This is a genomic window from Ensifer sp., from assembly GCF_031989085.1.
GTDB lineage: Bacteria > Pseudomonadota > Alphaproteobacteria > Rhizobiales > Rhizobiaceae > Ensifer.
Genome location: NZ_DALZXU010000001.1, coordinates 1,677,455 through 1,701,598, shown reverse-complemented (window position 1 = coordinate 1,701,598; position 24,144 = coordinate 1,677,455). Strand labels below are relative to the sequence as shown.

General features: G+C 62.6%; 19 protein-coding genes. 7 read left to right on the top strand and 12 right to left on the bottom strand.

Annotation, left to right across the window (positions count from 1 at the left end; all coding sequences use genetic code 11):
• A complete protein-coding gene (locus tag RTP54_RS08275; RefSeq protein ID WP_312361930.1) occupies window positions 1-306 on the bottom strand; it encodes a succinate dehydrogenase assembly factor 2 in 306 nt (101 codons plus the stop codon).
• A gap of 117 nt (window positions 307-423) precedes the next feature.
• Here RTP54_RS08275 and recG point away from each other — a divergent pair, with 117 nt between their 5' ends.
• The gene (recG, locus tag RTP54_RS08270; protein WP_312361929.1) at window positions 424-2,529 is read left to right on the top strand and encodes an ATP-dependent DNA helicase RecG; all 2,106 of its coding nucleotides are present in this window, start codon (window positions 424-426) and stop codon (window positions 2,527-2,529) included.
• Between the two features lie 55 nt (window positions 2,530-2,584).
• Here recG and RTP54_RS08265 read toward each other — a convergent pair whose 3' ends face one another.
• From RTP54_RS08265 to glmU, 4 genes are all read right to left on the bottom strand, one after another.
• On the bottom strand, window positions 2,585-3,277 hold the full coding sequence (locus RTP54_RS08265) for a DUF502 domain-containing protein (protein ID WP_312361928.1): 693 nt from the start codon (window positions 3,275-3,277) through the stop codon (window positions 2,585-2,587).
• 18 nt (window positions 3,278-3,295) lie between these two features.
• Complete coding sequence (locus tag RTP54_RS08260; RefSeq protein ID WP_312363205.1) at window positions 3,296-3,796, bottom strand: N-acetyltransferase; 501 nt, start codon at window positions 3,794-3,796, stop codon at window positions 3,296-3,298.
• Complete coding sequence (gene glmS, locus RTP54_RS08255; protein WP_312361927.1) at window positions 3,796-5,622, bottom strand: glutamine--fructose-6-phosphate transaminase (isomerizing); 1,827 nt, start codon at window positions 5,620-5,622, stop codon at window positions 3,796-3,798. Before glmS ends, RTP54_RS08260 begins: the two co-directional genes overlap by 1 nt.
• A gap of 146 nt (window positions 5,623-5,768) precedes the next feature.
• Window positions 5,769-7,139 (bottom strand): bifunctional UDP-N-acetylglucosamine diphosphorylase/glucosamine-1-phosphate N-acetyltransferase GlmU, encoded by a 1,371-nt coding sequence (gene glmU / locus RTP54_RS08250; RefSeq protein WP_312361926.1) that lies wholly within the window; start codon window positions 7,137-7,139, stop codon window positions 5,769-5,771.
• A gap of 204 nt (window positions 7,140-7,343) precedes the next feature.
• Between glmU and RTP54_RS08245 the strand changes: the two genes are divergently transcribed.
• Window positions 7,344-9,107 carry a hypothetical protein gene (locus tag RTP54_RS08245; RefSeq protein ID WP_312361924.1) on the top strand — a complete coding sequence of 588 codons (1,764 nt, stop codon included), beginning with the start codon at window positions 7,344-7,346 and terminating at the stop codon, window positions 9,105-9,107.
• Window positions 9,108-9,110: 3 nt separating this feature from the next.
• Here the strand turns inward: RTP54_RS08245 and RTP54_RS08240 are convergent, their stop codons facing one another.
• Window positions 9,111-10,757, bottom strand: a complete 1,647-nt coding sequence (locus RTP54_RS08240; protein ID WP_312361923.1) for a Na/Pi cotransporter family protein — start codon at window positions 10,755-10,757, stop codon at window positions 9,111-9,113.
• A 372-nt stretch (window positions 10,758-11,129) separates the two neighbouring features.
• Here RTP54_RS08240 and RTP54_RS08235 point away from each other — a divergent pair, with 372 nt between their 5' ends.
• The 5 genes from RTP54_RS08235 to glp are packed head-to-tail and all read left to right on the top strand — an operon-like array spanning window position 11,130 to window position 16,594.
• On the top strand, window positions 11,130-13,022 hold the full coding sequence (locus RTP54_RS08235; RefSeq protein ID WP_312361922.1) for a SurA N-terminal domain-containing protein: 1,893 nt from the start codon (window positions 11,130-11,132) through the stop codon (window positions 13,020-13,022).
• Window positions 13,023-13,043: 21 nt separating this feature from the next.
• Window positions 13,044-14,057, top strand: coding sequence for an anthranilate phosphoribosyltransferase (gene trpD, locus RTP54_RS08230; protein WP_112816639.1), 1,014 nt, complete (start codon window positions 13,044-13,046; stop codon window positions 14,055-14,057).
• 15 nt (window positions 14,058-14,072) lie between these two features.
• A complete protein-coding gene (gene trpC / locus RTP54_RS08225) occupies window positions 14,073-14,888 on the top strand; it encodes an indole-3-glycerol phosphate synthase TrpC (RefSeq protein ID WP_112805221.1) in 816 nt (271 codons plus the stop codon).
• Window positions 14,888-15,376 (top strand): cyclic pyranopterin monophosphate synthase MoaC, encoded by a 489-nt coding sequence (gene moaC, locus RTP54_RS08220; RefSeq protein WP_312361921.1) that lies wholly within the window; start codon window positions 14,888-14,890, stop codon window positions 15,374-15,376. Before trpC ends, moaC begins: the two co-directional genes overlap by 1 nt.
• 6 nt (window positions 15,377-15,382) lie before the next feature.
• Entirely contained in the window at window positions 15,383-16,594 is a 1,212-nt protein-coding gene (gene glp, locus RTP54_RS08215; RefSeq protein ID WP_312361920.1) for a gephyrin-like molybdotransferase Glp, read from the top strand.
• 288 nt (window positions 16,595-16,882) lie between these two features.
• On the opposite strand, the gene RTP54_RS08210 is transcribed toward glp, so the two are convergent.
• The 6 genes from RTP54_RS08210 to RTP54_RS08185 form a co-directional block, all read right to left on the bottom strand.
• Window positions 16,883-18,175, bottom strand: coding sequence for a hemolysin family protein (locus tag RTP54_RS08210; RefSeq protein WP_312361919.1), 1,293 nt, complete (start codon window positions 18,173-18,175; stop codon window positions 16,883-16,885).
• Window positions 18,176-18,351: 176 nt separating this feature from the next.
• Window positions 18,352-19,098, bottom strand: coding sequence for a FadR/GntR family transcriptional regulator (locus RTP54_RS08205; protein WP_112805229.1), 747 nt, complete (start codon window positions 19,096-19,098; stop codon window positions 18,352-18,354).
• A 329-nt stretch (window positions 19,099-19,427) separates the two neighbouring features.
• The gene (locus tag RTP54_RS08200) at window positions 19,428-20,498 is read right to left on the bottom strand and encodes a BMP family ABC transporter substrate-binding protein (protein ID WP_112816643.1); all 1,071 of its coding nucleotides are present in this window, start codon (window positions 20,496-20,498) and stop codon (window positions 19,428-19,430) included.
• A 47-nt stretch (window positions 20,499-20,545) separates the two neighbouring features.
• Complete coding sequence (locus RTP54_RS08195; RefSeq protein WP_112805233.1) at window positions 20,546-21,466, bottom strand: ABC transporter permease; 921 nt, start codon at window positions 21,464-21,466, stop codon at window positions 20,546-20,548.
• Window positions 21,466-22,560 (bottom strand): ABC transporter permease, encoded by a 1,095-nt coding sequence (locus tag RTP54_RS08190; protein ID WP_112816644.1) that lies wholly within the window; start codon window positions 22,558-22,560, stop codon window positions 21,466-21,468. Before RTP54_RS08190 ends, RTP54_RS08195 begins: the two co-directional genes overlap by 1 nt.
• Window positions 22,550-24,124 carry an ABC transporter ATP-binding protein gene (locus RTP54_RS08185; protein WP_312361914.1) on the bottom strand — a complete coding sequence of 525 codons (1,575 nt, stop codon included), beginning with the start codon at window positions 24,122-24,124 and terminating at the stop codon, window positions 22,550-22,552. The genes RTP54_RS08190 and RTP54_RS08185 overlap by 11 nt, the downstream gene beginning before the upstream one ends.
• Window positions 24,125-24,144: the final 20 nt, after the last annotated feature.

The window sequence follows — 24,144 nt, the reverse complement described above, 5'->3', positions numbered from 1 at the left end:
CTACTTCATCTCTTCAGGGAGCCGCTCGAAATCGGGACGATAGGCGGCGATGCGCTCGAACATCGGCGTCTGGTACTGCTTAGGCACCGGCTTTTCACCGATGATCCATTTGATGAGGTCGTTATCTTCCTCGGCCATGATGACCTCCAGCTCGTCCAGCTCGACCTCGGACAAGCCCGGCAGCTCGGCTTCGGCGAACTGTCCGAGAACGAGGTCCATTTCGCGGATGCCGCGATGCCAGGCGCGAAACAGGATCCGGCGGCGACGCGGATCGAGATCGGCGCTGGTGCGTGAAATGCCAGTCATGGGGATTCCTTCCTGCCGTCCGCGGAGGTACGGTTTGTCGTCAATGGGCTCTATAAACGCTGAATAGATGATTGTCAGCCTTGCCAAACTGCAAATTGTCGTCGCAATTTCATCGCCATGCGCCCTGCCCTGCTTGACCCGCTCTTTTCACCGCTCAACACTTTGCCCGGCATCGGTCCGAAGATCGGAGAGCTGTATGCCCGGCTTCTCGGCCGCGAGAGCATCGAGGACTGCCGCGTGGTCGACCTCGTGTTCCATGCGCCGCACTCGCTGATCGATCGGCGACATCAGCCGGGGATCGCCAATGCTCCACAGGGCGTCATCGTGACGATCACCGGGCGCGTCGATCGCCATCAGCCACCGCCATCCGGCAAGCAGAACCTGCCCTACCGCATATTTCTGCATGACGAGACCGGTGAGCTGGCGCTCACCTTCTTCCGCGTCAAAGGCAACTGGCTGGAAAAATCGCTGCCGGTCGACGAAACGATCATCGTCAGCGGCAAGGTCGACTGGTTCAACGGCCGACCGTCGATGGTTCACCCCGATTATATGGTCAAGGCAAGCGAGGCGGACAACCTGCCACTCGTCGAGCCCGTCTATGGCCTCACCGCCGGGCTCTCGGCTCGCATCCTGCGCAAATCGATCGAGGCGGCAGTCGCCCGCGTGCCGGAAATGCCGGAGTGGATCGACGACACGCTCGTTTCGAAGCAGGGTTTTCAAAGTGCCGCCGACAGCTTCCGCGCCTTGCACGAGCCGCGCGATGCCACCGACATCGACCCGCAAGCGCCGACGCGCCGACGGCTGGCCTATGACGAATTCCTGGCCGGCCAGCTCTCCCTTGCCCTTGTTCGCCAGCGTCTGCGAAAGGTTTCCGGCACGCCGGTGCACGCGACAGGCAAACTCTCTGGCCCCGTCATCGGCGCGCTGCCGTTTTCGCTGACGGCGAGCCAGTCGACTGCGATCACGGACATCCTGAAAGACATGGCCGGGGACGATCGGATGCTGCGCCTGCTGCAGGGCGATGTCGGATCTGGCAAGACCATGGTCGCGCTGATGGCGATGCTGGCGGCGGTCGAATCTGGCGGCCAGGCCGTGTTGATGGCGCCGACGGAAATCCTGGCGCGGCAGCATTTCGCCACGCTTTCGAAAATGGCCGCTCCGGCTGGCATCACCATGGATGTCCTGACCGGCCGCACCAAGGGCAAGGAGCGAGACGCGATCGTCGAGCGCATCGCCTCCGGGGAGACGCGGATCGTCGTCGGCACGCATGCCCTGTTTCAGGACACCGTCAACTACAGGGAGCTCACGCTTGCGGTCGTCGACGAACAGCACCGCTTCGGTGTCCACCAGCGTCTGCGCCTGACCGCCAAGGGCATCTCACCGCACATGCTGGTTATGACCGCCACGCCGATCCCACGCACCCTGGTCCTGGCCGCCTTCGGCGACATGGATGTTTCCAAGCTCACCGAAAAGCCGGCCGGGCGAAAACCGATCCAGACGGTCACCATTCCAACCGAGCGGACGGACGAAATCGTCGACCGGCTGGGCGCGGCCCTTCAGGAAGGCAAGAAAGCCTACTGGATCTGCCCGCTCGTGGAAGAGTCCGAGGCGATCGACGTCATGTCAGCCGACGAGCGCTACCAGGGGCTCGCAAAGCGCTTCGGGCGGGATGTCGGACTGGTACACGGCCGCATGAACGGGGCGGAAAAAGACGCCGTCATGCTCGCGTTCAAGAACGGGGAAATCCGCCTGCTCGTCGCCACCACCGTCGTCGAGGTCGGCGTCGACGTGCCCGATGCCACGATCATGGTGATCGAACATGCCGAGCGCTTCGGGCTGGCGCAGTTGCATCAGTTGCGCGGCCGCGTCGGCCGCGGTGACGAGGCTTCGACCTGCATTCTGCTCTACAAGAGCCCGCTTGGCGAAACCGGCCGGGCGCGGCTATCGATCCTGCGCGACAGTGAAGACGGCTTCCTGATCGCCGAGGAAGACCTGAAACTGCGCGGTGAAGGCGAATTGCTGGGAACGCGCCAGTCCGGCACGCCGGGCTTTCGCATCGCCAGTCTCGAGGCGCACGGCGATCTGCTCGAAATCGCCCGCAAGGACGCCGCCTACATGATCGAACGGGATCCGGACCTGACATCGCCGCGTGGCGAGGCACTGAGAACCCTGCTCTACCTGCATCGGCGTGACGAAGCGATCCGCTTCCTGCGCGCCGGCTGACCTATCCGAGCGAAAACCGAAGCGATTTTACCGAGAGTGCGTGCGAACAGTGCCGTCAGGCGCTCTTCTGCTGCGCAATCTTGCGCGGCGGCGCGTTGGCGAGCGGCTTGTAATCCGGAGCCACGAGACCGCCGGAAATCAGCAGCTTGGCCGCATCCTCGGCACTCATTTCGAGCGGGATGATCTTGTCGCGCGGCACGAACAGCAGGAAACCGGCCGTCGGGATCGGGGTCGGCGGGAGGAACACCGTGACCATATCCATGCCGCGCTCACTGAACTTGGCTGCGACCTCTCCCTTGACATCGGTTGCGATGAAAACAAGCGACCAGAGCCCGGGGCTCGGATATTCGATCAGGCCCGCCTTTTTGAACGATGAGGACTGCTCCTGCAGTACCGTCTGGAAAATCTGCTTCAGCGACTTGTAGATGGTGCGAACCAGCGGTGTGCGGTTGAGCAACGACTCACCGAAGGCAACGATCGAACGCCCGACGAGGTTGGCGGTGAGAAAACCGACCAGCGTGATGACGATAAGCGCGACCAGTAGCCCGAACCCAGGTATCGCCACGGGCGAATAGGTATCCGGATTATAGAGATTGGGAAGATAGGGCTTCACCCAGCCATCGGCCCACTCGATAAAGGTGCGCACCAGCCAGACGGTAATCGCCAACGGAGCACAGATGATCAGCCCCGTCAGGAAGTAGTTCCGCAACCGGGTCGCAATGAAGCTGCTCTTCGAATTTTCCGTCATGCCTCTTCCGTCTAAACCTCACTCCACGCCGAAAGCCGGGTGGTAGGCAACAGTGCCTTCAGGCACCGCGCCGGAGAAGGCCAGCGCCATGAAATATTGCGGCGCACAACCCGGGAATACAAGCGAAGATTCATGCCGGAATCTGAACTTTTGGTAATAATCGGGATCGCCCATGACCACACAGCCCGCCGCGCCGTCCGAGCCCAGCCGGGCGAGCCCCTCGCGGATCAGTCGACTGCCGATGCCTTTGGACTGGTGATCCGGCGAGACGGCCACGGGACCGAGCCCGAACCAGCCGGCAACCGGCGGCGTCAGCGTCACCGGCGAAAAGGCGACGTGGCCAACGATACTTCCGTCCTCCTCCTCCGCCACAAGCGAAAGCGTCAAAGCGCCCTGATCCCGAAGGCGCTCGATGATGAAGGGCTCGCTTTGGTCGCTGTGCGGGTGATCTTTGAAGGCCGCAGCCGTCACGTCGTGGATCGCCTGTTCGTCGCCCGTTCGTTCCGGCCGAATGGCAATCATTCGACCGTCACCGACTTTGCCAGATTTCGCGGCTGGTCGACGTCGGTGCCCATGAACACGGCGGTGTGATAGGCGAGGAGCTGGATCGGCAGCGAGAAGATCATCGGCGCGATGATCTCGTCGACGTTCGGCAGCACGATCGTCGCCATCGTCTCGAGCTTGGAGGCGACCGCCCCCTTCTCGTCAGTGATCAGGATGATCCGACCGCCGCGGGCCGCCACTTCCTGCATGTTCGACACGGTCTTCTCATAGAAGCGATCATGCGGGGCAATCACGATCACCGGCATGTTTTCGTCGATCAGCGCGATCGGACCATGCTTCAGTTCACCGGCGGCATAACCCTCGGCGTGAATATAGGAGATTTCCTTGAGCTTCAGCGCACCTTCCATCGCCAGCGGGAAGCTGGTGCCGCGGCCGAGGTAAAGCACGTCCTTGCACTTTGACAGCTCGCGCGACAGCGCCTCGATCTTCGGCTGGATGGCGTTCAGCACCTGGCCCATGATGCGCGGCATTTCGGTGAGGTGACGAACGAGCACCTGCTCCTCGTCCGCTGAGACCGTGCCGCGGGCGCGACCGGCGCCGATCGACAAGGCTGCAAGCACCGCCAGCTGGCAGGTGAATGCCTTGGTCGAGGCAACGCCGATCTCGGGGCCGGCCAGAATCGGAAACACCGCATCGGATTCGCGCGCGATGGTCGATTCACGCGTGTTGACGACGGCGCCGATCTTCAAGCCATGGTCCTTGCAGTAGCGAAGCGACGCCAGCGTATCGGCGGTTTCGCCCGACTGCGAGATGAACAGCGCCGCCGACTGCGACGACAACGGTATTTCGCGGTAGCGAAACTCGGAGGCGACGTCGATTTCGACCGGCAGCCGCGCGTAACGCTCGAACCAGTACTTGCCGACGAGACCGGCGAGATAGGCGGTGCCGCAGGCAGAGATCGCGAGACTCGGCACGCCGGCAAAATCGATCGAGCCGGCAAGTGTCTTCACGCGGTTTTCGGAAAAGTCGATGTAATGGCCGAGCGCGTGCGAGATGACCTCCGGCTGCTCATAGATTTCCTTTTCCATGAAGTGCCGGTGATTGCCCTTGTCGATCAAATAGGCCGCCGCCATCGAGATCTGCCGCGGGCGATCGACCGCATTGCCGGCGAGATCGAAGATATGCACGCCATTGGCGCCGATCACCGCCCAGTCGCCATCGACGAGATAGCTGATCTCGTTCGTAAAGGGCGACAGCGCGATCGCGTCGGACCCCAGGAACATCTCGCCCTTGCCGTGGCCGATCGCCAGCGGCGGGCCGTTGCGCGCCGCCATGATCGTCGACGGATCGTCCTGGTAGAGGACGGCCAGCGCATAGGCGCCGGTCACCTTCTTCAGCATCGCATGCATCGCCTCGCGCCGGCCAAGGCCGTCGCGGCGGAACTTTGCCAACAGATGCGCCACGACTTCGGTGTCGGTCTGCGTTTCGAACTTCGCCCCCCCGGCGATCAGCTCGTCCTTCAGCTCGGAGAAGTTCTCGATGATGCCGTTGTGAACGACGGCAACGCCGTCGGTAAAATGCGGATGGGCGTTGCGCTCGGTGGGGGCGCCATGCGTCGCCCAGCGGGTGTGAGCGATACCGATCGTGCCGGCCAGCGGCTCTTCGCGCAGGCGGGCCTCCAGATTGACGAGCTTGCCTTCGGCGCGGCGGCGCTCAAGCGCACCCGCATGGATGGTCGCAACACCTGCCGAATCATACCCGCGATATTCCAGCCGCTTCAACGCATCGACCAGACGCTCCGAGACCGGCTGGTTCCCAACGACGCCAACAATACCGCACATAATCGTCTCCGAATTCATCCCGCGCCGTCTCGACGCCCCAATCGACAGGGCGGAAGTCCCGCCCGGCGCGCTGCCTTGGTAACGCATTTGCCGGACGAGGCAATCCGCCCCGATTTCACTTTCGGTTTCAGTGTTTAACGCGGACGCTATCCGGCTGTCTTGGCAGCCTTTTTCGCCGCCTTTACCGCCTCGTAACGCTCACGCAGAACCCGTGCCCTGCCCGGCTTGATTTCCTGGCGCGCGCGGCCGAAGGCGACCGCGTCGGCCGGCACATCCTCGGTGATGACGCTGCCCGACGCCACCAGCGCGCCGTCGCCGATCGTAACCGGCGCCACCAGCGAGGAATTCGAGCCAACGAAGGCATTCTCACCGATGCGCGTTTCATGCTTGTTCACGCCGTCATAGTTGCAGGTGATCGTGCCGGCACCGATGTTGGACCCGGCGCCGACGAAAGCGTCGCCGATATAGGTCAGGTGGTTGACCTTGGCGCCGGCGCCGATTTCCGCCTTCTTCACCTCGCAGAAATTGCCGACCTTGGACTTTTCCCCGAGATCGGCACCGGGCCGCAGGCGCGCATAGGGGCCGACCGTTGCGCCAGCGCGCACCGTGGCGCCTTCCAGATGCGAGAACGCATGGATGATTGCACCGCTCTCGACGCGCACACCCGGGCCGAAGACCACATTCGGCTCGACGAGAACGTCCTGCTGCAATTCCGTGTCCCAGGCGAGAAAGACGGTCTCCGGCGCGATCATCGACACGCCTGACAGCATGAGCGCATGCCGGCGGCGCTGCTGCCAGAGCCGCTCGATATAGGCGAGCTCAGCGCGGGTGTTGCAGCCGGTCAGCTCTTCTTCAGGCGCTTCGACCGCGATGGCGCGGCCACTGAGCGTCCGCACGATCTCGACCAGGTCAGTCAGGTAATATTCGCCCTTGACGTTATCATTGCCGATGCGGTCGAGCAGATCGAGCGCCTTGCGGCCGTCGATCGCCATCAGGCCACCATTGCAATAGGTGATCCGGCGCTCTTCCTCGGTCGCATCCTTGTGCTCGCGGATCGCCAGCAGCGCGCCGTCCTCGACGATCAGCCGGCCATAGCCCGACGGGTCGGCCGTCTGAAAGCCAATGACGACCACGTCGTTGCCGGCCGCAAGTCCATCGCGTGCCGCCTTCAGCGGCTCGGGCGTGATCAGCGGCGTGTCGCCGAATACGACCAGGATGTCGTCAAACCCCTTCGCGATCGCCTCACGCGCCGCAAGAACCGCATGGCCCGTGCCCAGGCGCTCCTTCTGCAGAAACGAGCCAATCGACACCCCGGCAACGCCTGCTGCAGCGGATACGGCTTCCGCGTCACGCCCGACCACGAGCGCAACATCGGATATGGCAGCGCTCGAAAGCGCGTCGACGACATGGGCGATCATCGGCCTTCCGGCCACGGGATGCAGCACCTTCGACATCGATGACTTCATCCGCGTGCTTTCACCCGCGGCCAGTACAATCGCCAGGCAACTCCGTTCCATCCAATGATCTCCTTGGTCTTTTTCTTGGGGGCAGCGACCGGCGCTGCCCGATTCGGCACTTTGCTACCAGCAACATATTGCGGGAAGCATAATCCATACAATCACGTCACGTTAACCCGGTTACAACCGGATGATGCCATAAGGAGAGACGGAGCCTGCCTCGACAACCCATGCGCGTGCACCGCTCCCTTGGGAGGGACCAGAATGCATGCCCGCACCGATCTCGACGCATCGGCGAAGTCAGAAGACAGCGTTTACTCGGCCATCCGCTCGCCGATCGCGGTCCTGCTTGCGGCGCTCGTTCTCCTCGCATTGCTTCTGACCTTTACCATCCCACAGCCGATCGGCCCGATGTTCTGGGATCATTACCTCTATCTCGACGCCGCCAACCGGCTTCAGGATGGACAGATCCCATCGGTCGACTTTTTCGCGCCTGTCGGCGCGCTCGGTTACTATCTGTTTGCGGCCCTGCAAGCGGTCTTTCCGAATGGCCACCCCCTGCTGCTGGCCAGCTGGAGCCTTCTCATCGTCACCGGTCCCTTGATCGGCCTGGTGACGCTCGACATGCAGAAACGCTCCCGGACACTTGCCTATGCTGTCCTGCTGCCGTTCCTTCTCTATTCCATTCTTCCGTTCAACACCGGCGACTTCTATCCTTATCCGGGTTCGGATGGGTTTGGCATCTACAATCGGCAGGTCTGCCAGTTGCTCTATGTCCTGGCGGCCGCGCTGATCTATGTGCGCAACCCGCGCATTCTCGTCACGGTCGTCGCCGGAGCCATGACCGCGCTTTTCTTCGTCAAGGTCACCGGAACTGTCGCCGGCCTGATCCTGTGCCTGACGGCCTTTGTCGCGGGACGTATGCGGCTGCGCGACGCGGCAGCGGCGGCCTTGGTGTTTTTTGGGGCGCTCGCCCTGGTCGAGTTGTCGCTTGGCGCAGTGTCGGCCTATATCGGCGACATTCTGGCTCTGCTCGACGTCAATGACGGGATCCTGCTGACGCGCCTTCTGCAGGCCGCATCGCTCAATGCCGGGCTGCTGCTGCCGGCGGGGCTGCTCTGCCTCATCCTGCTCCTTACAGGCTTGTCGGGACTTTCCGCGTCACTGCGCAACGCCTATCGCCAGCGCTCGTTCGCCGCGATCGGCAAGGTCTTCGACCAGAATTTCGTCTGGCTCGGCGCGTTCGTGGTCGCCGGCATCCTGTTCGAAAGCCAGAATACCGGCAGCCAGGCCTTCATCTTCCTCTATCCATTGCTGCTCAAGATCACACTTGATTGTATCGCTCACGGCGGCTCCTGGACGCGCACCATAACGATTTCGCTGCTGGCGAGTGCCGCCGCACTGCCGCCGATGACAGTCATCGCGCAAAAAAGCGCGCGCGCCTGGATCGGTGCTGCCAACAACATCACGATCGAAAGCCGAAACCTGAAAACCATGGGGGCCGTCAACGTCCGCCCGATCCTCGCCCTTCGGGCCGAGCGGATGCGCGATATCTACATATCCGAGCCTGGAGCTTTCGAGGCATTGGCGAGGGCCGGCGAATTGCCGTCGTTCCTGCTTTACAGCGATTTCGACTTTCAAACCGGCTGGCTCACCAATATCGACGAAGCCATCGATGCGCTGCGCGCCTATGAACAGTCCAATGGCATTCGCTTCGACACGATCTTCAACATCGATTTTGCCAATCCGTTTCCCTGGCTCATGGACCGTCACGCACCCAAGCATGTTGCCATCGGCGCGGATCCGTTCCGCGCGATCCCGCCACCGGATGAAGACGTGCGCGCGGCCGTCACCGCCGTCGACATAGCCCTCGTACCAACCTGCCCGACGACCAACGTCAACAGGGCGCTTCTGGCACTCTACCTGCCAAGCCTCGAAACCAGCCACTCGCGCATCAAGCTGACGCGATGCTACGATGCATTCGTGCGCAGCGGACTGCGCGCGGGGGAAGCGGCTACCGGATCTTGACGATCAGGCCGGCGGCCGCAATCTGCTTTCGGTCAGGAGCCCGTTCTCCTCGAGGATCGGATAGGCGACGGATGCGATATGGGCGTTGATCCGCTTCAGGTCGCGCAGCATATCGAGATGCAGCGAACTGGTCTGCAGGCTCTCCAGTCGGCCGTCGCGCAATCGCTCGATATGCCGCTCGGCCGACCGCTTTTCCATATGGCGCACATTGACCTTCACCTCGATCAACTGCCGGGCGAGATCGGCGTTGCGGGTCACGAAGATCGTCTGGGCGACGCGCAGGTTGTCGATCGTAAGGTTGAAAAGGCTCTTGAGCTCCTGGTAGCCGTCCTCTGAGAACTTGAGCCCGTTGTTGACCTTCTTGGTGATCTGCTCGCACAGCCCCTTCTCGATGATGTCGCCCATGTGCTCGAGATTGATGGCGTAGTCGATGATCACGATAGAACGGCGACCATCCTCAGGGCTCAGCCCGTCGCGGCCAAGGCGAGACAGGAAGATCTTCACTTCCTGCTGCAACAGGTCAACCTGCTTCTCGAACTTGCCGACATCGCGGATCTCAGAGAGTTCATTGTTGTTGAACGCGGTCTGGGCGCGGATCAGCATCATTTCGATCAGATCGCCGACGCGCAACACCTCCCGTGTCGCGCCCGAAAGTGCCATGACCGGCGTGTGCAGAACATTCTCGTCGAGATAGCGCGGGCCTGTCTCGTCCGTTTCGCTGTCGGGGATGAAGCGGGTCATCAGCCGCGACAAGAGCCCGGCGAACGGCCAGGCGAGGACCGCCACAGCAAGATTGAACGCCAGATGGATGTCGACCGGCAGGTTCTGCTTCGGCAAGGGCAGGCTTTGGAGGAGTTCGACGCTGATGCCGGTCAGCGGCAGCGCGATGAGACAACCGATGGCACGAACCACGAGATTGCCGAGCGTGACACGACGCGCAGGCGGCGCCGAAGATAGCGTCGCCATGACCGGCGGGATCGCTCCGCCAAGATTGGCGCCGAGCACCAGCGCCACCGTCAGCCCGACGGAAAGAATGCCGGCCGCTGACAGCGAAAGCACCAGCATGACCACGGCAAGGCTTGAAGACGACGCGAAGGCAAGGCCTGCCGATATGATCAGGGCCACCGGCCAGGCACTGTCGAGCATGCCGAGAAACGCCGCAAGCGCCTGGGATTCGCGCATCGGTTCGGTCGCGGCCCCCAGTAGATGCAGCGACAACAGCATCAGGCCGATCCCGACAAAGGCCGCGCCAAGTCCCTGGCGGGCGTTCGACCGGCTGACGCGGTGCAACACGACACCGACCAGGATGATCATCGGCGACAACCATTCGATGCCGGTGGCGACGATCCAGGCGGTGACCGCCGTGCCGACATTGGCTCCAAGCAGGACAATCTGCGCCATGCGCGCGCGAATGAGCCCTTTTTCGACGAAGGACGCGGTCATCAGTGCCGTTGCAGTCGAGCTCTGCAGGGCAATCGTCGCGACGAGCCCGGTCACGAACGATCGCGTCGGACCGCTCGTCCCCTGGGCAAGGCCCGTCCGCAACTTCGCCCCGAAGGCGCGGGTCACCCCCTCCTTGACCAGAGACAGGCCGAACAGCAGTAACGCCACGGCTCCGAACAGGTTGAGCATCACGATTGTCGATTGCATGGCATCTCTTCCCACGGGGCCCATATGAATCACCCCGCCCTACAGACGGAAGCATAGGTCCGAACCGATTTCGATCTCAATCCGGAAGGCCCGAAATAGTCACTCTGACACGCAAATTTCTGTTGCCGGCTAACAAATCCGACATGAATTTTGCCGCCAGCGCCTTACCGTTTGGCGGGATCGGCGCTGTGGGATATCGCCTGGACGACGACAACCGACGTTCCGGAGCCTTTGCGAACTGCGCGATCTAAAGGCGATCTTCGGGCGGAGCGCAATTTGCGGCATTGCGCCCTTCATTTCCTGTTTCGTTTGTTCTAAGGAACGAACTCGTTTGGCCAACAGCCACCGCACTGCAAAGAGGTTTCTGCCCCCATGCTCGAATTCCTGAGAAAAGCCGCCCAGACCTGGGTCGTCAAAGGCCTGCTCGTCATTCTCGTGCTGTCTTTCATGGTGTGGGGCGCTTCGACATCGATGATCGCCAACCAGTCGGATGCCGTGATCGTCGTCGGGGACGTCAAGGTCAAGGCTCCGGACTTCCGGCTCGCCTATGAACGCCAGGTGGCGCTTGTTTCCCGGCAGCTCGGCACCCGCCTGACGCTACAGCAGGCAAAGGCTTTCGGCATCGAGCAGCAGGTCTATTCGCAGCTCGTCGCAGGTGCCGCGCTCGATCAACTGGCCGGCGACATGAACCTTGGCCTTTCCGAAGACCGGCTGGCCAAGCTCATCGCCGAAGACCCGGCCTTCCACAGCGTCAACGGCCAGTTCGACCGCCTGACCTTCTCGAGCGTGCTGCGCAACTCCGGCCTTCGCGAGCAGGACTACATCAACAACCGCAGCCAGGTCGCCGTTCGCTCGCAGATCGTTGACGCCCTTTCCGACGGCTACGTCGCGCCGAAGGTCCTCACCGACGCGATCGGTGCCTATCGCCATGAGAAGCGCACGATCGACTACATCCTGCTGTCGAACGCCAATATCGACCCGGCAAAGGCGCCCGGCGACGACGTTCTTGCGCCCTGGTACGACAGCCGCAAGGCAAACTATCGCGCTCCGGAATACCGCAAGATCACCTATCTGAAGCTGGCACCCGAAGATCTCGCCGACCCGTCGACCGTGGTCGATCAGGACGTTCGCGCCGACTACGATCGCCGCAAGGACCATTTCCGCACCGAAGCGATACGCACGATCGAGCAGCTCGCCTTCACGTCGCGTGAGGCAGCCGACGCAGCGGCAGCAAAGCTGGCAGCCGGCACGTCGTTTGACGACCTCGTCAAGGCCGAAGGCAAGACACCGGCCGACGTCCTGCTCGGTGACTTCACGCCTGCCAACGTTCCCGACGCCAAGCTCGGCGATGCTGCCTTCGCGATTGCCGCCAATGGCGGCACGTCGCCCGTCGTCGACGGCTCCTTCGGACCGGTGATCCTGCGCGCAACGAACATTCGCCCGGAAACAGTTCGCAGCTTCGACGACGTCAAGGAAGAACTGCGCAAGGAGATTGCCCTTTCCAACGCGCAGAACGAAATCATCGGTCTTCACGACAAGATCGAGGACGAACGCGCTTCGGGAGCCTCGCTGAAGGACATCGCAGAGACACTGAAGCTGAAGGTGGCAAGCGTCGACGGGATCGACGCGACCGGCAAGGACATGAACGGCGATGACGTTGCCGGCCTGCCCGAGCCGAATGCGCTTCTGCAGGAGGTGTTCAAGACCCAGATGGGCGACGAGACGCTGCCGGTCAACATCGGCCGTGACGGCTATGTCTGGTTCGACCTCGACGAGGTGGTTCCGTCACGTGACCGCACGCTGGATGAAGCGCGAGACGAAGTGGCGGCGGACTGGACCGCGGAACAACAGCGGACCGCCCTTGCGGCGAAGGCCGCCGAGCTGAAGCAGCGGATCGAAAAGGGCGCGACGCTCGCCGATATCGCAACCGAGCTTGGACTTGCCGTCGAGACGAAGGCAGGACTGACGCGTTCGACGTCGGACGCTGCACTGAGCCCAGCTGCTGTCGTTGCCGCGTTCAACGGCCCAGATGGCCTCGTGACCAACGCGGCCGGCATCGGCGGCGACGGTCAGGTCCTGCTGCGGGTGACCGCGATCGAGAACAACGGCCCGACCGACGCGCTCGAAGACGACAGCCGCCAGATCCAGGCGATGGCACGCGCCAGCGGCGACGACATTCTCGAGCAGATGGTTTCGACGCTGCAGTCGGCCTACGGCGTGTCGATCAACCAGACCCTTGCCGAAACGGCTTTGGCAACGAGATAAGCGGCAAGGAAAAAATAACCGATGAGTGATCTGAAACCGTTTGTCGCCAAAGTCGCCGCCGGCGAGGCACTCAACCGCGAGGACGCGCGAGCGGCTTTCGAGATCATCATGTCGGGTGCGGCAACGCCGTCGCAGATCGGCGGCTTCCTGATGGCGCTGCGGGTACGCGGAGAAACCGTCGACGAGATTGTCGGCGCAGTCGCCGCGATGCGCGCCCGCATGCTGCCCGTCGACGCACCCGCCGATGCGGTCGACATCGTTGGAACCGGCGGCGACGGCGCCGGCACCTACAACATTTCGACGCTCGCCTCGCTCATCGTTGCCGGCGCCGGAGTGCCGGTCGCCAAGCATGGCAATCGGGCGCTCAGCTCGAAATCCGGCACGGCGGACGCGCTGTCCTGCCTCGGCGTCAAGCTCGATATCGGCCCTGAAGCGATCTCTCGCTGCATCAGCGAGGCCGGTGTCGGCTTCATGTTCGCCCAGCAGCATCACTCGGCCATGCGCCATGTCGGACCGACGCGCGTCGAACTCGGCACCCGCACGATCTTCAACCTGCTTGGACCTCTCTCGAATCCCGCCGGCGTCAAGCGTCAGCTCGTCGGCGTCTATGCGCCGCAATGGGTCGAGCCGCTGGCCCAAGTGCTGCGCGATCTCGGTTCGCAGAATGTCTGGGTCGTGCACGGCGAAGGCCTCGACGAGATTACCACGACCGGCACGACGCAGGTTGCAGCCCTCGACAACGGCAAGATCAGCACCTTCACCCTGACGCCTGACGATTTCGGCCTGCAGCAGGTCACCCTCGATGCCCTGAAGGGCGGCGACGGCGCCCACAATGCCGTGGCGCTCCAGGCCGTGCTCGACGGTGCCGAAAACGCCTACAGGGACATTTCGCTTGCCAATGCGGCCGCATCGCTGATGATTGCCGGCAAGGCCGCCAACCTCGGCGAAGGCATGGCGCTCGCGCGCCAATCGCTCGCCAGCGGTGGCGCCAAGTCGGCGTTGCAGCGCCTTATCAGCGTTTCGAACGCTGGTTGAGATTAGGAAAAGACCATGACCGACATCCTGCGCAAGATCGAAGCCTACAAGCGTGACGAGATCGCGGCGGCAAAATCGCAGACCTCGATCGAGGAACTGAAGGCCCGCATCGCGGACCAATCCGCTCCGCGCGGCTTTCATGCGGCCCTGGCCGCGCGCCAGCAGCAGGGTCGGTTCGGCCTCATCGCCGAGATCAAGAAGGCCAGCCCGTCGAAGGGCCTGATCCGTCCTGATTTCGACCCGCCGGCGCTTGCAAGCGCCTACGAGGCTGGGGGCGCTGCCTGTCTTTCCGTTCTGACGGACGGGCCAAGCTTTCAGGGCGCTCCGGCTTTCCTCGAGGCCGCGCGCGCTGCCTGCGCGTTGCCGGCCTTGCGCAAGGACTTCATGTTCGACACCTACCAGGTGCTCGAAGCCCGCGCCTGGGGCGCGGATTGCATCCTGCTGATCATGGCTTCTCTCAGCGACGATGACGCCCGGCGCCTGGAAGAATCCGCCCTCTCGCTCGGCATGGATGTGCTCATCGAGGTGCACGACGCCGAGGAGATGGAGCGCGCCCTCAGGCTGACGTCGCCGCTGGTCGGCATCAACAATCGCAATCTGAGGACGTTCGACGTCGATCTTGCCGTTTCCGAACAGCTGGCATCCATGGTTCCGTCCGATCGGCTGCTGGTCGGCGAGAGCGGCATCTTCACCCATGCCGATTGCCAGCGCCTGGAAAAATGCGGGATCACCACCTTCCTCGTTGGCGAGAGCCTGATGCGCAAGAGCGACGTCGAGACGGCAACGCGCGCGCTCCTGACCGGTTCCGAAAGCGCTGTGGCGGCCGCGTGATGGGCAAGGCCACGCTCACGCACCTCGACAAGACCGGCGAAGCGAACATGGTGGACGTCGGCGACAAGTCCGAAACTGTCCGCATCGCAACCGCCGAGGGCCACGTGCGCATGCGCCCGGAAACGCTTGCGCTGATCCTCGAGGGCGACGCCAAGAAAGGTGACGTCATCGGCACGGCTCGGCTCGCCGGCATCATGGCCGCCAAGCAGACATCGAGCCTCATCCCGCTTTGTCACCCACTGATGCTGACCAAGGTATCGGTCGACATCACGCCCGACCCTGCATTGCCGGGCCTGCGCGTGGAAGCGCTCGCCAAGCTGACCGGCAGGACAGGCGTCGAGATGGAAGCGCTGACGGCCGTCAGCATCGCATGCCTGACCATCTACGACATGGCGAAGGCAGCCGACCGGGACATGGAAATCGGCGGCATCCAGCTTGTCAGCAAATCGGGCGGGCGCTCGGGCGATTACCAGCGCCAGGGGGACTGACCAACGATGTCGCTGCTTTCCGTCGAAGACGCCCTCAACCGGATCCTCGGCAGCGCCCGACCTTCGCGGGAAATGGATCAGGTGGCCCTGCATGACGGCCTCGGACGCGTGCTGGCGCAGGATCTCATTGCAAACGTCACGCACCCCGCTTTCGACAATTCCGCGATGGACGGCTATGCGGTTCGTCATGCGGACGTCAGCGCCATCGGTGCCGAGCTCAAGGTCATCGGCCAGTCCGCAGCCGGGCATGGCTTTGGTGGCAAGCTTGAGCCGGGACAGGCCGTTCGCATCTTTACCGGCGCCCCGCTTCCCGCGGGCGCCGACACGGTGATTATCCAGGAAGACACCGAAAAGCTCCCCGACGGCCGCATCCGCACCACCTTTTCACCCGGCAAAGGGCGGCACATCCGCTTGTCGGGACAGGATTTTGCGGCCGGCGAGATCATTCTGCGCGCCGGCGATGTACTCGATGCGGGCCGCCTGACCGTCGCCGCCGGCATGAACCATGGCAGCCTTCCGGTCTTCCGCAAACCCAAGGTCGCAATCGTCGCGACAGGCGACGAACTGCTGACGCCCGGCAGCACGCCCGGTCCCGATCAGATCATCGCGTCGAATAGTTTCGGCGTCGCAGCCATTGCCCGTGACAACGGCGCCGATATCCTGGACCTCGGCATCGTCGCGGACGATGCAGCGGTCATTTCGGCCGCCGTCGAGCGAGCAAGGCATGCGGAAGCCGACGTGCTCGTAACCCTCGGTGGCGCGTCGGTCGGCGACCATGACCTGGTGCAATCGACATTGCTTGCAAGCGGCATGACACTCGATTTCTGGCGGATCGCGATGCGTCCGGGAAAACCGCTGATCGTCGGACAGCTTGGCGACATGGCTGTCCTCGGCCTTCCTGGCAATCCGGTCTCGAGCCTCGTGTGCTCGCTTCTGTTCCTTGAGCCGCTCGTGCGCAAGCTGGCACGCCTGCCGGATCGGCAGCGCCTCTCCACGGCTCTGGTGGCAGACCCACTCCCCGCCAACGACAAGCGCCAGGACTATGTGCGCGCTCGCCTCTCGATCAATGCCGACGGCTCGCTCGTCGCCCACCCGTTCGGGCGGCAGGACTCATCGATGATGAAGGTGTTTGCGCAGTCCGATTGCCTGATCGTGCGCGCACCGAATGCCTTGGAGGCGCCCGCCGGCGCGCCGTGTCAGATCGTTCGGCTCCGGTAATATCACGGGCCTAGCCTGCGGACGGAAAGAATATTTCCAGGCGCATTGTCATATGCCCGACACAGTAACCCTTTAGTAAGGTAGTTATTCAATCATCGCTCAAGGCGAATGACTACGGATGTACTAGCAGGCGCCGTGATGATTTGAAGGAAAGGTCGGGTATTGCCCGACCTTTTGCTTTTTCAGCACCATCCCGATCGAAGGTGAGACGTTTTCGTTCGCCGATGCCCTCTCGGGCAAGCGGCCGACGGGCGGCGCCCGGGCGGGCGCCGCGTGGTCTTTGGAGCATCAGGCGGCGGTGTTCTCGCAGCGGCTGACGAGGATCTTGTCGATACGGCGGGAATCCATGTCGATCACCTCGAAACGGTAGCCATGGGCAATCGCAATGTCGCCCTCCTCCGGCGTCTTGCGCAACTGCTGGACCAGAAAGCCCGCGATCGTTTCGAAGTTTCCGTCGGCATCGATGCCTTCGATCCCGATGGTCAGATGGATCTCATCAATCGGCGTGCGCCCGTCGACGAGATAGGTGCCATCCTCGCGCTGGCGGATCAGCGCGTGCTCGAGATCGTCGTAGTTCGACGGCAGGACGCCGACGATCGCCTCGAGAATATCGGCGATGGTGATGATGCCTTCCGTGCTTCCATACTCGTCGACAATCATCGCCATATTGATGCTCGACGACTTGAAGGCATCAAGCGCCTTCAGGCACGAGGCCGTTTCCGGCAGGGTGTGGATCTCGCGCACATATTTGCGCACGTCGAACGGCGCCGACGTCGGCGCGTTGAGGATTTCCTTTGCCAGAACCGCACCAAGCACATCGCCGCTCGGGCCGTCGACAACCGGGTAGCGCGAATGGCCATACTGGCGGATCTTCTCGCCGATGGTCTCCAGGCTGTCGTTGATGTCGATGAAGCTCATCTCCGTGCGGTGCGTCATGATCGACTTCACGTTGCGGTCACCGAGGCGGATGATGCGGCGAAGCATTTCATGCTCCGATTTCTCGATCGCGCCGCTCTCGACGCCTTCGGCCATGATCGCGTGGACTTCCTCTTCGGTGACATGGTCCGGATCATCGGGACGGATGCCGAGCAGACGCATCATCAGTGCGGCGGATGTCTCGAAAAGGTAGACGATCGGTGCGACGATGCGCGACAGCAGCGTCATTGGCCGAGCGACGAACATCGCGAAGCCTTCCGAATTCTTCAGCGCCAGCTGCTTGGGGATCAACTCACCGATGACAACCGACAGGAAGGTGATCAGCGTGACCACGATCGCCACGGCCACGGTATGACCATAGGGGTTGATCCACGCAATGGTGTCGAAGAACGGAGCGAATTTTGCAGCGATCGTTGCGCCACCATAGGCGCCGGCGAGCGTGCCGACCAATGTGATGCCCACCTGCACGGTGGAGAGAAACTTGCCGGGGTCCTCCGCCAGCTTCAATGCCGCATCGGCGCGGAGGTTTCCCTGTTTTGCCATCTGGCGAAGCAATGGCTTGCTTGCCGAGACGATTGCCATTTCCGAGAGAGCAAAAAATGCGTTGATCAAAAGCAGGGCGAAAATGACAAAAAATTCGGACATGGTCTCCAAGTCACCGTTGACGAAAAGTCACCCAATTGAGAGCGACCGTTCACCAGATAAGGCCAGCGGGCGATCCGAGCAAGCACAAGTCTCGAAATCCGCGTCACCAATTGCGCCGCACCCGTAATTCGCGAGGAAATTCCGGGATCAGACAGCAGATTTCGATGGCGCGTTCATCACTGTTCGCTCGATCGAAGTGCTCCGCGCACGCGTTCGCGTCCGATCTTGATGACGTTTTCCATCGCGGCGCGGGCGCCGGCTTCATCGCGGCGGCCAATTTCCTCCACGATCCGGATGTGATTGCGGGCGACTTCGTCGACGCCGCCCTTCTCCTCGACCGGAGAACTCAGCTTGAAGATGCCGACAAGTGCTGCCTCGATCAGCCCGCCGACGGTGCGCATGAATGGATTACCCGAGGCCTCGGCGATCGACAGATGGAATTTCAAGTCGGCATAGGCAAGGCTTTCAGCCGTGTGGCCGGCCTCACCCATGGCGACGGCGAGCCGCATCATTCGGCTGATTTCGGCGTCGGAGGCATTCCTTGCCGCCAGTGCTGCCGCATGTGGCTCGAAGGCCAGGCGGACCTCGCTCAAATGGTAGAGGAAGACTTCGTCCACGCCGCATTCGAAATGCCAGGTGAGAATATCGTTGTCGAAGAGGTTCCAGTCGTTTCTGGGCGTCACGCGCGTGCCGATGCGCGCGCGCGGAACGACGAGCCCCTTGGCGGCAAGCGTTTTCATCGCTTCGCGAAGAACCGTGCGCGACACCTTGAAGCGCGCTGCCAGCTCCGGATCGCCGGGCAGGATCGACCCGACCGGAAACTCGCCTGATACGATCGCCTTGCCGAGCTGGTCGACCACATGCGCATGACTGGTGCGCTTCCGCGTCCCGGAAAGGACAGTCTCCAGCAAGCTCCTGTTCAACCCACCTCCTCCAGGCACTCCCTTGCCTGCCAGCGCCAGATGCGGCGCCACACCACACGGTTGCTCCCCAATCCCCCAATCCCCACGAACTGGGCGAAGGATCGTCTGAAGACCAACCGATTCCACAGAGCATTACACGAAATACAGCCGTGCTGCACTAGTGTTGAGACCGGGGTGCACGACCATTGATTGCATCGCCACCAGCACGAAAAACGTCACCAGTTTGCGGTTGTAGACCTTTTGCCGCGCGTCCCCTCTGCCGCATGGCAACAAAGACAAACCCCGCCTCAACGGCGGGGTTTGCATTCTATTTCGTTGCTCTGCCGCGCTTACTTCGGCAGCTGGTCGTCGACGCCTTCGACGTAGAAGTTCATGCCGAGCAGCGTGCCGTCATCCGACGACGCGCCGGCTGCCAGCCACTCGCTGCCATCCTGCTTCTTCAGCGGACCGGTGAACGGCTTCAGTTCGCCCGACTTGATCTTGGCTTCGGCGTCCTCGGCCAGCTTCTTCACATCGTCAGGCATGTTGGTGTATGGCGCCATCGTCAGGATGCCGTCCTTCAGGCCATCCCAGCTCGACGTGGTTTCCCACTTGCCGTCGAGGAAAGCCTGGGTACGCTTGATGTAGTAGGCGCCCCAGGTGTCGACGATCGCGGTCAGCTGGGTCTTCGGGCCGGCGGCAATCATGTCCGAGGCCTGGCCAAAGGCCTTGATGCCGCGCTCAGATGCAACCTGCATCGGCGCCGTCGTGTCGGTGTGCTGCGTCAGGATGTCGACACCCTGGTCGACGAGAGCCTTGGCGGCGTCGGCTTCCTTGCCCGGGTCGAACCAGGTGTTGGCCCATACGACCTTGATCTTGAAGTCCGGGTTGACCGAGCGCGCGCCGATGACAAAGGCGTTGATGCCCATCACCACTTCCGGGATCGGGAAGGAAGCGATGTAACCTGCAACGCCCTTCTCGGACATCTTGGCGGCGATCACGCCCTGGATGTAGCGGCCTTCGTAAAAGCGGCTGTTATAGGTCGCCACGTTCGGCGCAGTCTTGTAACCCGTCGCATGTTCGAACTTCACGTCCGGGAACTTCTGGGCGATCTTGATCGTCGCATCCATGAAGCCGAAGGACGTCGTGTAGATCAGGCCGCAGCCGGAACGGGCCAGGCGTTCGATCGCACGCTCGGCATCCGGACCTTCCGGAACGCTTTCGAGGAACTGAGTCTCGATCTTGTCACCGAGCGCCTTTTCCAGCTCGAGACGGCCGATATCGTGTGCCTGTGTCCAGCCGCCATCGGTCTTGGAACCGACATAGACGAAGCAGACCTTCGCCTTTTCCTGGGCGGCAGCGCCACTGGCAAAGCCGATGACGGCCGCCGTACTTGCAAGAGCGAGCAGTAGTTTTTTCATTTTCTTGACCTCTGTCGGTTTGAGAAACGTCCGTCTGGATTGTTATGTCACCGATCCGGCACAAACGGCTTACCGAGCGATGCCGGCGTGTTGATCAGTGTCGTGCGCCGGTTATGTGAAATGAGAATGAGAACGACGATCGTGGCGAGATAGGGAAGCGACGAAAGGAACTGCGAGGGAATGCCGATGCCGAAGGCCTGCGCATGAAGCTGGCTGATGGAAACGGCACCGAACAGGTAACCGCCGGCGACGAGACGCCACGGGCGCCAGGACGAAAACACCACGAGCGCAAGCGCGATCCAGCCACGCCCGGCCGACATGTTCTCCACCCATTGCGGCGTGTAGACCAGCGACAGCTGCGCGCCCGCCAGGCCCGCACAGGCACCGCCGAACATCACGGCGAGATAGCGCGTCCTGATGACGTTGACGCCGAGGGCATGCGCTGACGCGTGGCTGTCGCCAACCGCACGCAGCTTCAGCCCTGCCCGGCTCCTGAACAGGAACCAGTGAACGCCGGCGACGAGCGCAATCGACAGATAGAAGATGATGTCCTGACGGAAGAGCAGCGGCCCCACGACCGGAATGTCGGCGAGCACCGGTATGGCGATCGGCTGCAGCTTGATGCCCTGCATGCCGAGGAAACTCTCGCCGAGCATGCCGGAAACGCCAAGGCCAAGCAGCGTCAGCGCCAGGCCGGTCGCCACCTGGTTGGCGACGAGCGTCAAGGTGAGGAACGCGAAGAGCTGGGAGAACACGGCGCCGCAGGCAATGCCTGCCAGAATGCCGAGATAGGGCGAGCCGGTCACCTGCGTCGCGACGAAGGCGCAAACGGCGCCCATCACCATCATGCCCTCGACGCCCAGATTGAGCACGCCCGAGCGTTCCGTGACCAGTTCACCGAGAGCGGCAAGGACGAGCGGTGTCGCCGCCGTGATGACGCTCAGCAATATGGCTTCGACGATACCCATCAGCGGCTCCCGTCCAGATCTGATGACGTGAACCGGTACCAGACGAGCCGGATACGGTAATGAATGAGCGTGTCGCAGGAGAGCACGAAGAACAGGAGCAGGCCCTGGAAGACCCGCGTGACCTTGTCCGACACGCCGAGCGACAGCTGCGCCGCTTCGCCGCCGAGATAGGTCAGCGCCAGAACGAGACCTGCAGCAATGATGCCGAGCGGATTGAGCCGGCCGAGAAACGCCACGATGATCGCCGTGAAACCATAGCCGGGCGAGATCACCGGACGCAGTTGCTGGATCGCGCCGCTGACTTCGGAAATACCGGCAAGACCGGCAAGCGCGCCCGACAGCAGCATCGAAAACCAGATCATCCGCCGCGACGAGAAGCCGGCAAAGCGCCCTGCCCGCTCTGACTGGCCGAGAACGGAAATCTCGAAGCCCTTCAGCGTGTAGCGCATCATGAACCAGACGAGGATCGCCGCGATGATGGCGAAGGCAAAACCCCAGTGGGTCCGACCCGAGGCGATCAGCTCCGGCAGGATCGCGTCTGCCGCAAATGTGCGCGTCTCGGGAAAGTTCATGCCCCCGGGATTGCGCCAGGGGCCGCGCACGAGCCAGTCGAGAAACAGCTGGGCAACATAGACCAGCATCAGGCTCGTCAGGATCTCGTTGGTGTTCATATGCGCCTTGAGAAAGGCGGGAATGGCAGCGAACAGCGCACCGCCGAGCATGCCCATCAGCATCATCAGCGGCAGCACCAAAGGCGACTGCCAGTCGTAAAACACCACCGGCAGGATCGAGCCGGCGATCGCACCCATGATGAATTGACCTTCCGCGCCGATGTTCCAGTTGTTCGACCGGAAACAGACGGACAGGCCGACCGCGATCAGGATGAGCGGTGCCGCCTTGATCGCCAGTTCGTGCAGCGACCAGACCTCGCTCAGCGGCTCGACGAAGAAGCTGTAGAGCGCCGTGACCGGGTTCTTGCCGAGCAGCGCGAACATGATGCCGCCGAAAATGATCGTCAGCAGGAAGGCGATGAACGGCGACAGGATCGAGAACAACGCCGAAACCTTGGCGCGCTTTTCCAGTTCAATGCGCATGCACAGCCCCCGTGCCTTCCGTCTTGCCGTACATGCCGCCCATCAGCAGGCCGATCTTTTCGCGCGAGAGTTCGCGCGCCGGATAGGGATCGGAAAGCTTCCCTTCGCTGATTACGGCAATCTCGGTTGCGACCTCGAAGATCTCGTCCAGATCCTGGCTGATCACCAGAACCGCGGAGCCCGCCTTGGCGAGGTCGACAAGCGCCTGCCGGATGCGGCTTGCCGCACCCGCGTCCACGCCCCAGGTCGGCTGGTTGACGACCAGAACGGCCGGTTGCCTGTCCAGTTCGCGACCGACGATGAATTTTTGCAGATTGCCGCCCGAGAGCGACCCGGCCGGCGGGTCTTCCCCACTCTTGCGCACGTCCATCGCTTCGGAAATTCGTTTCGTCGCCGTCATCACTGCGTCGCGGCGGATGACGTTGAGGAAGCCGGCGCCGAGGAAGGCCTTGGCATCGGAGCGGCTTCGGGCGAGCACGAGATTGTCCGACAGGGGCATCGCCGAAACGGCGGCGTGGCCGTGGCGCTCTTCCGGAACGAAACCGGCGCCCATCAGGCGACGGGCGTTGATGTTCCGGTTGCCGACAGGCTTTTGCCGAATCTGGACCGCGGCGTCGTCGGCGACCGGATATTCGCCCGACAGTGCGTCGAAAAGTTCGCCCTGGCCGTTGCCGGCGACGCCGGCGATCGCCAGCACTTCGCCTGCACGCACCTTGAGACAGATGTTCTTCAGCGAGACGGCAAACGGCGTGCGCGCGGAAACGGACAGATGCCGCGCCTCCAGTTGCACGTCGCCCTTGGTGCTGGTGCCTTCGGCGGTGACCGCGGCCACATCGCTACCCACCATCATGCGCGCAAGAGACGCCGGCGTTTCGGCCCTGGGGTCGCAGGCGCCCGTGACCTTTCCATGCCGAAGCACTGTCGCGCGGTCACAGATGCGCTGCACCTCTTCCAGCCGATGGCTGATGTAGAGGACCGAGCGTCCCTCTGCCTTCAGCTTGTTCAGCGTCTCGAACAGCCGGTCTGCCTCCTGCGGCGTCAGCACCGAGGTTGGCTCGTCGAGGATGATGAGGCGCGGGTTCTGCAGAAGCGCGCGCACGATCTCGATCCGCTGGCGCTCGCCAACCGAGAGATCGGCCACATGCGCCTTCGGGTCGAGCGGCAGGCCATAGGCATGCGACAGCCGCGAGGCCTCTTCGGCGACCCTTGCGAGCGAGATGTTGCTGTCCATCGACAGGGCGATATTCTCGGCGACGGTCAAGGCTTCGAACAGCGAAAAATGCTGAAAGACCATGCCGATGCCGAGCTTGCGGGCTGCAGCCGGGCTGGCGATGCGCACGCTGCGTCCCTGCCAGACGATCTCGCCCGCCGTTGGCGCCAGAACGCCGAACAGCATCTTCACCAGCGTCGATTTTCCGGCACCGTTTTCGCCGAGAAGGGCGTGAATCTCGCCCTCGTCTATCTGCAGGTTGATGTCATTGCAGGCTGCAAACGAGCCGAACAATTTCGTCAGGTTGCTCACAGCCAGCAAAGGACTGTTCGCGTTGGCTCCCTCAACAGGCACGCTGCCCTCTTTTCCCCTCT

Excerpts from the sequence above, each read along its gene's own strand:
- RTP54_RS08275 (WP_312361930.1), bottom strand. The coding sequence starts at position 306 with ATGACTGGCATTTCACGCACCAGCGCCGATCTCGATCCGCGTCGCCGC.
- trpD (WP_112816639.1), top strand. The coding sequence starts at position 13,044 with ATGAGTGATCTGAAACCGTTTGTCGCCAAAGTCGCCGCCGGCGAGGCA.
- RTP54_RS08190 (WP_112816644.1), bottom strand. The coding sequence starts at position 22,560 with ATGCGCATTGAACTGGAAAAGCGCGCCAAGGTTTCGGCGTTGTTCTCG.
- RTP54_RS08235 (WP_312361922.1), top strand. The coding sequence starts at position 11,130 with ATGCTCGAATTCCTGAGAAAAGCCGCCCAGACCTGGGTCGTCAAAGGC.
- glp (WP_312361920.1), top strand. The coding sequence starts at position 15,383 with ATGTCGCTGCTTTCCGTCGAAGACGCCCTCAACCGGATCCTCGGCAGC.
- RTP54_RS08265 (WP_312361928.1), bottom strand. The coding sequence starts at position 3,277 with ATGACGGAAAATTCGAAGAGCAGCTTCATTGCGACCCGGTTGCGGAAC.
- RTP54_RS08200 (WP_112816643.1), bottom strand. The coding sequence starts at position 20,498 with ATGAAAAAACTACTGCTCGCTCTTGCAAGTACGGCGGCCGTCATCGGC.
- glmU (WP_312361926.1), bottom strand. The coding sequence starts at position 7,139 with ATGGAACGGAGTTGCCTGGCGATTGTACTGGCCGCGGGTGAAAGCACG.
- glmS (WP_312361927.1), bottom strand. The coding sequence starts at position 5,622 with ATGTGCGGTATTGTTGGCGTCGTTGGGAACCAGCCGGTCTCGGAGCGT.
- RTP54_RS08195 (WP_112805233.1), bottom strand. The coding sequence starts at position 21,466 with ATGGGTATCGTCGAAGCCATATTGCTGAGCGTCATCACGGCGGCGACA.
- recG (WP_312361929.1), top strand. The coding sequence starts at position 424 with ATGCGCCCTGCCCTGCTTGACCCGCTCTTTTCACCGCTCAACACTTTG.
- RTP54_RS08245 (WP_312361924.1), top strand. The coding sequence starts at position 7,344 with ATGCATGCCCGCACCGATCTCGACGCATCGGCGAAGTCAGAAGACAGC.
- RTP54_RS08240 (WP_312361923.1), bottom strand. The coding sequence starts at position 10,757 with ATGCAATCGACAATCGTGATGCTCAACCTGTTCGGAGCCGTGGCGTTA.
- trpC (WP_112805221.1), top strand. The coding sequence starts at position 14,073 with ATGACCGACATCCTGCGCAAGATCGAAGCCTACAAGCGTGACGAGATC.
- RTP54_RS08210 (WP_312361919.1), bottom strand. The coding sequence starts at position 18,175 with ATGTCCGAATTTTTTGTCATTTTCGCCCTGCTTTTGATCAACGCATTT.
- moaC (WP_312361921.1), top strand. The coding sequence starts at position 14,888 with ATGGGCAAGGCCACGCTCACGCACCTCGACAAGACCGGCGAAGCGAAC.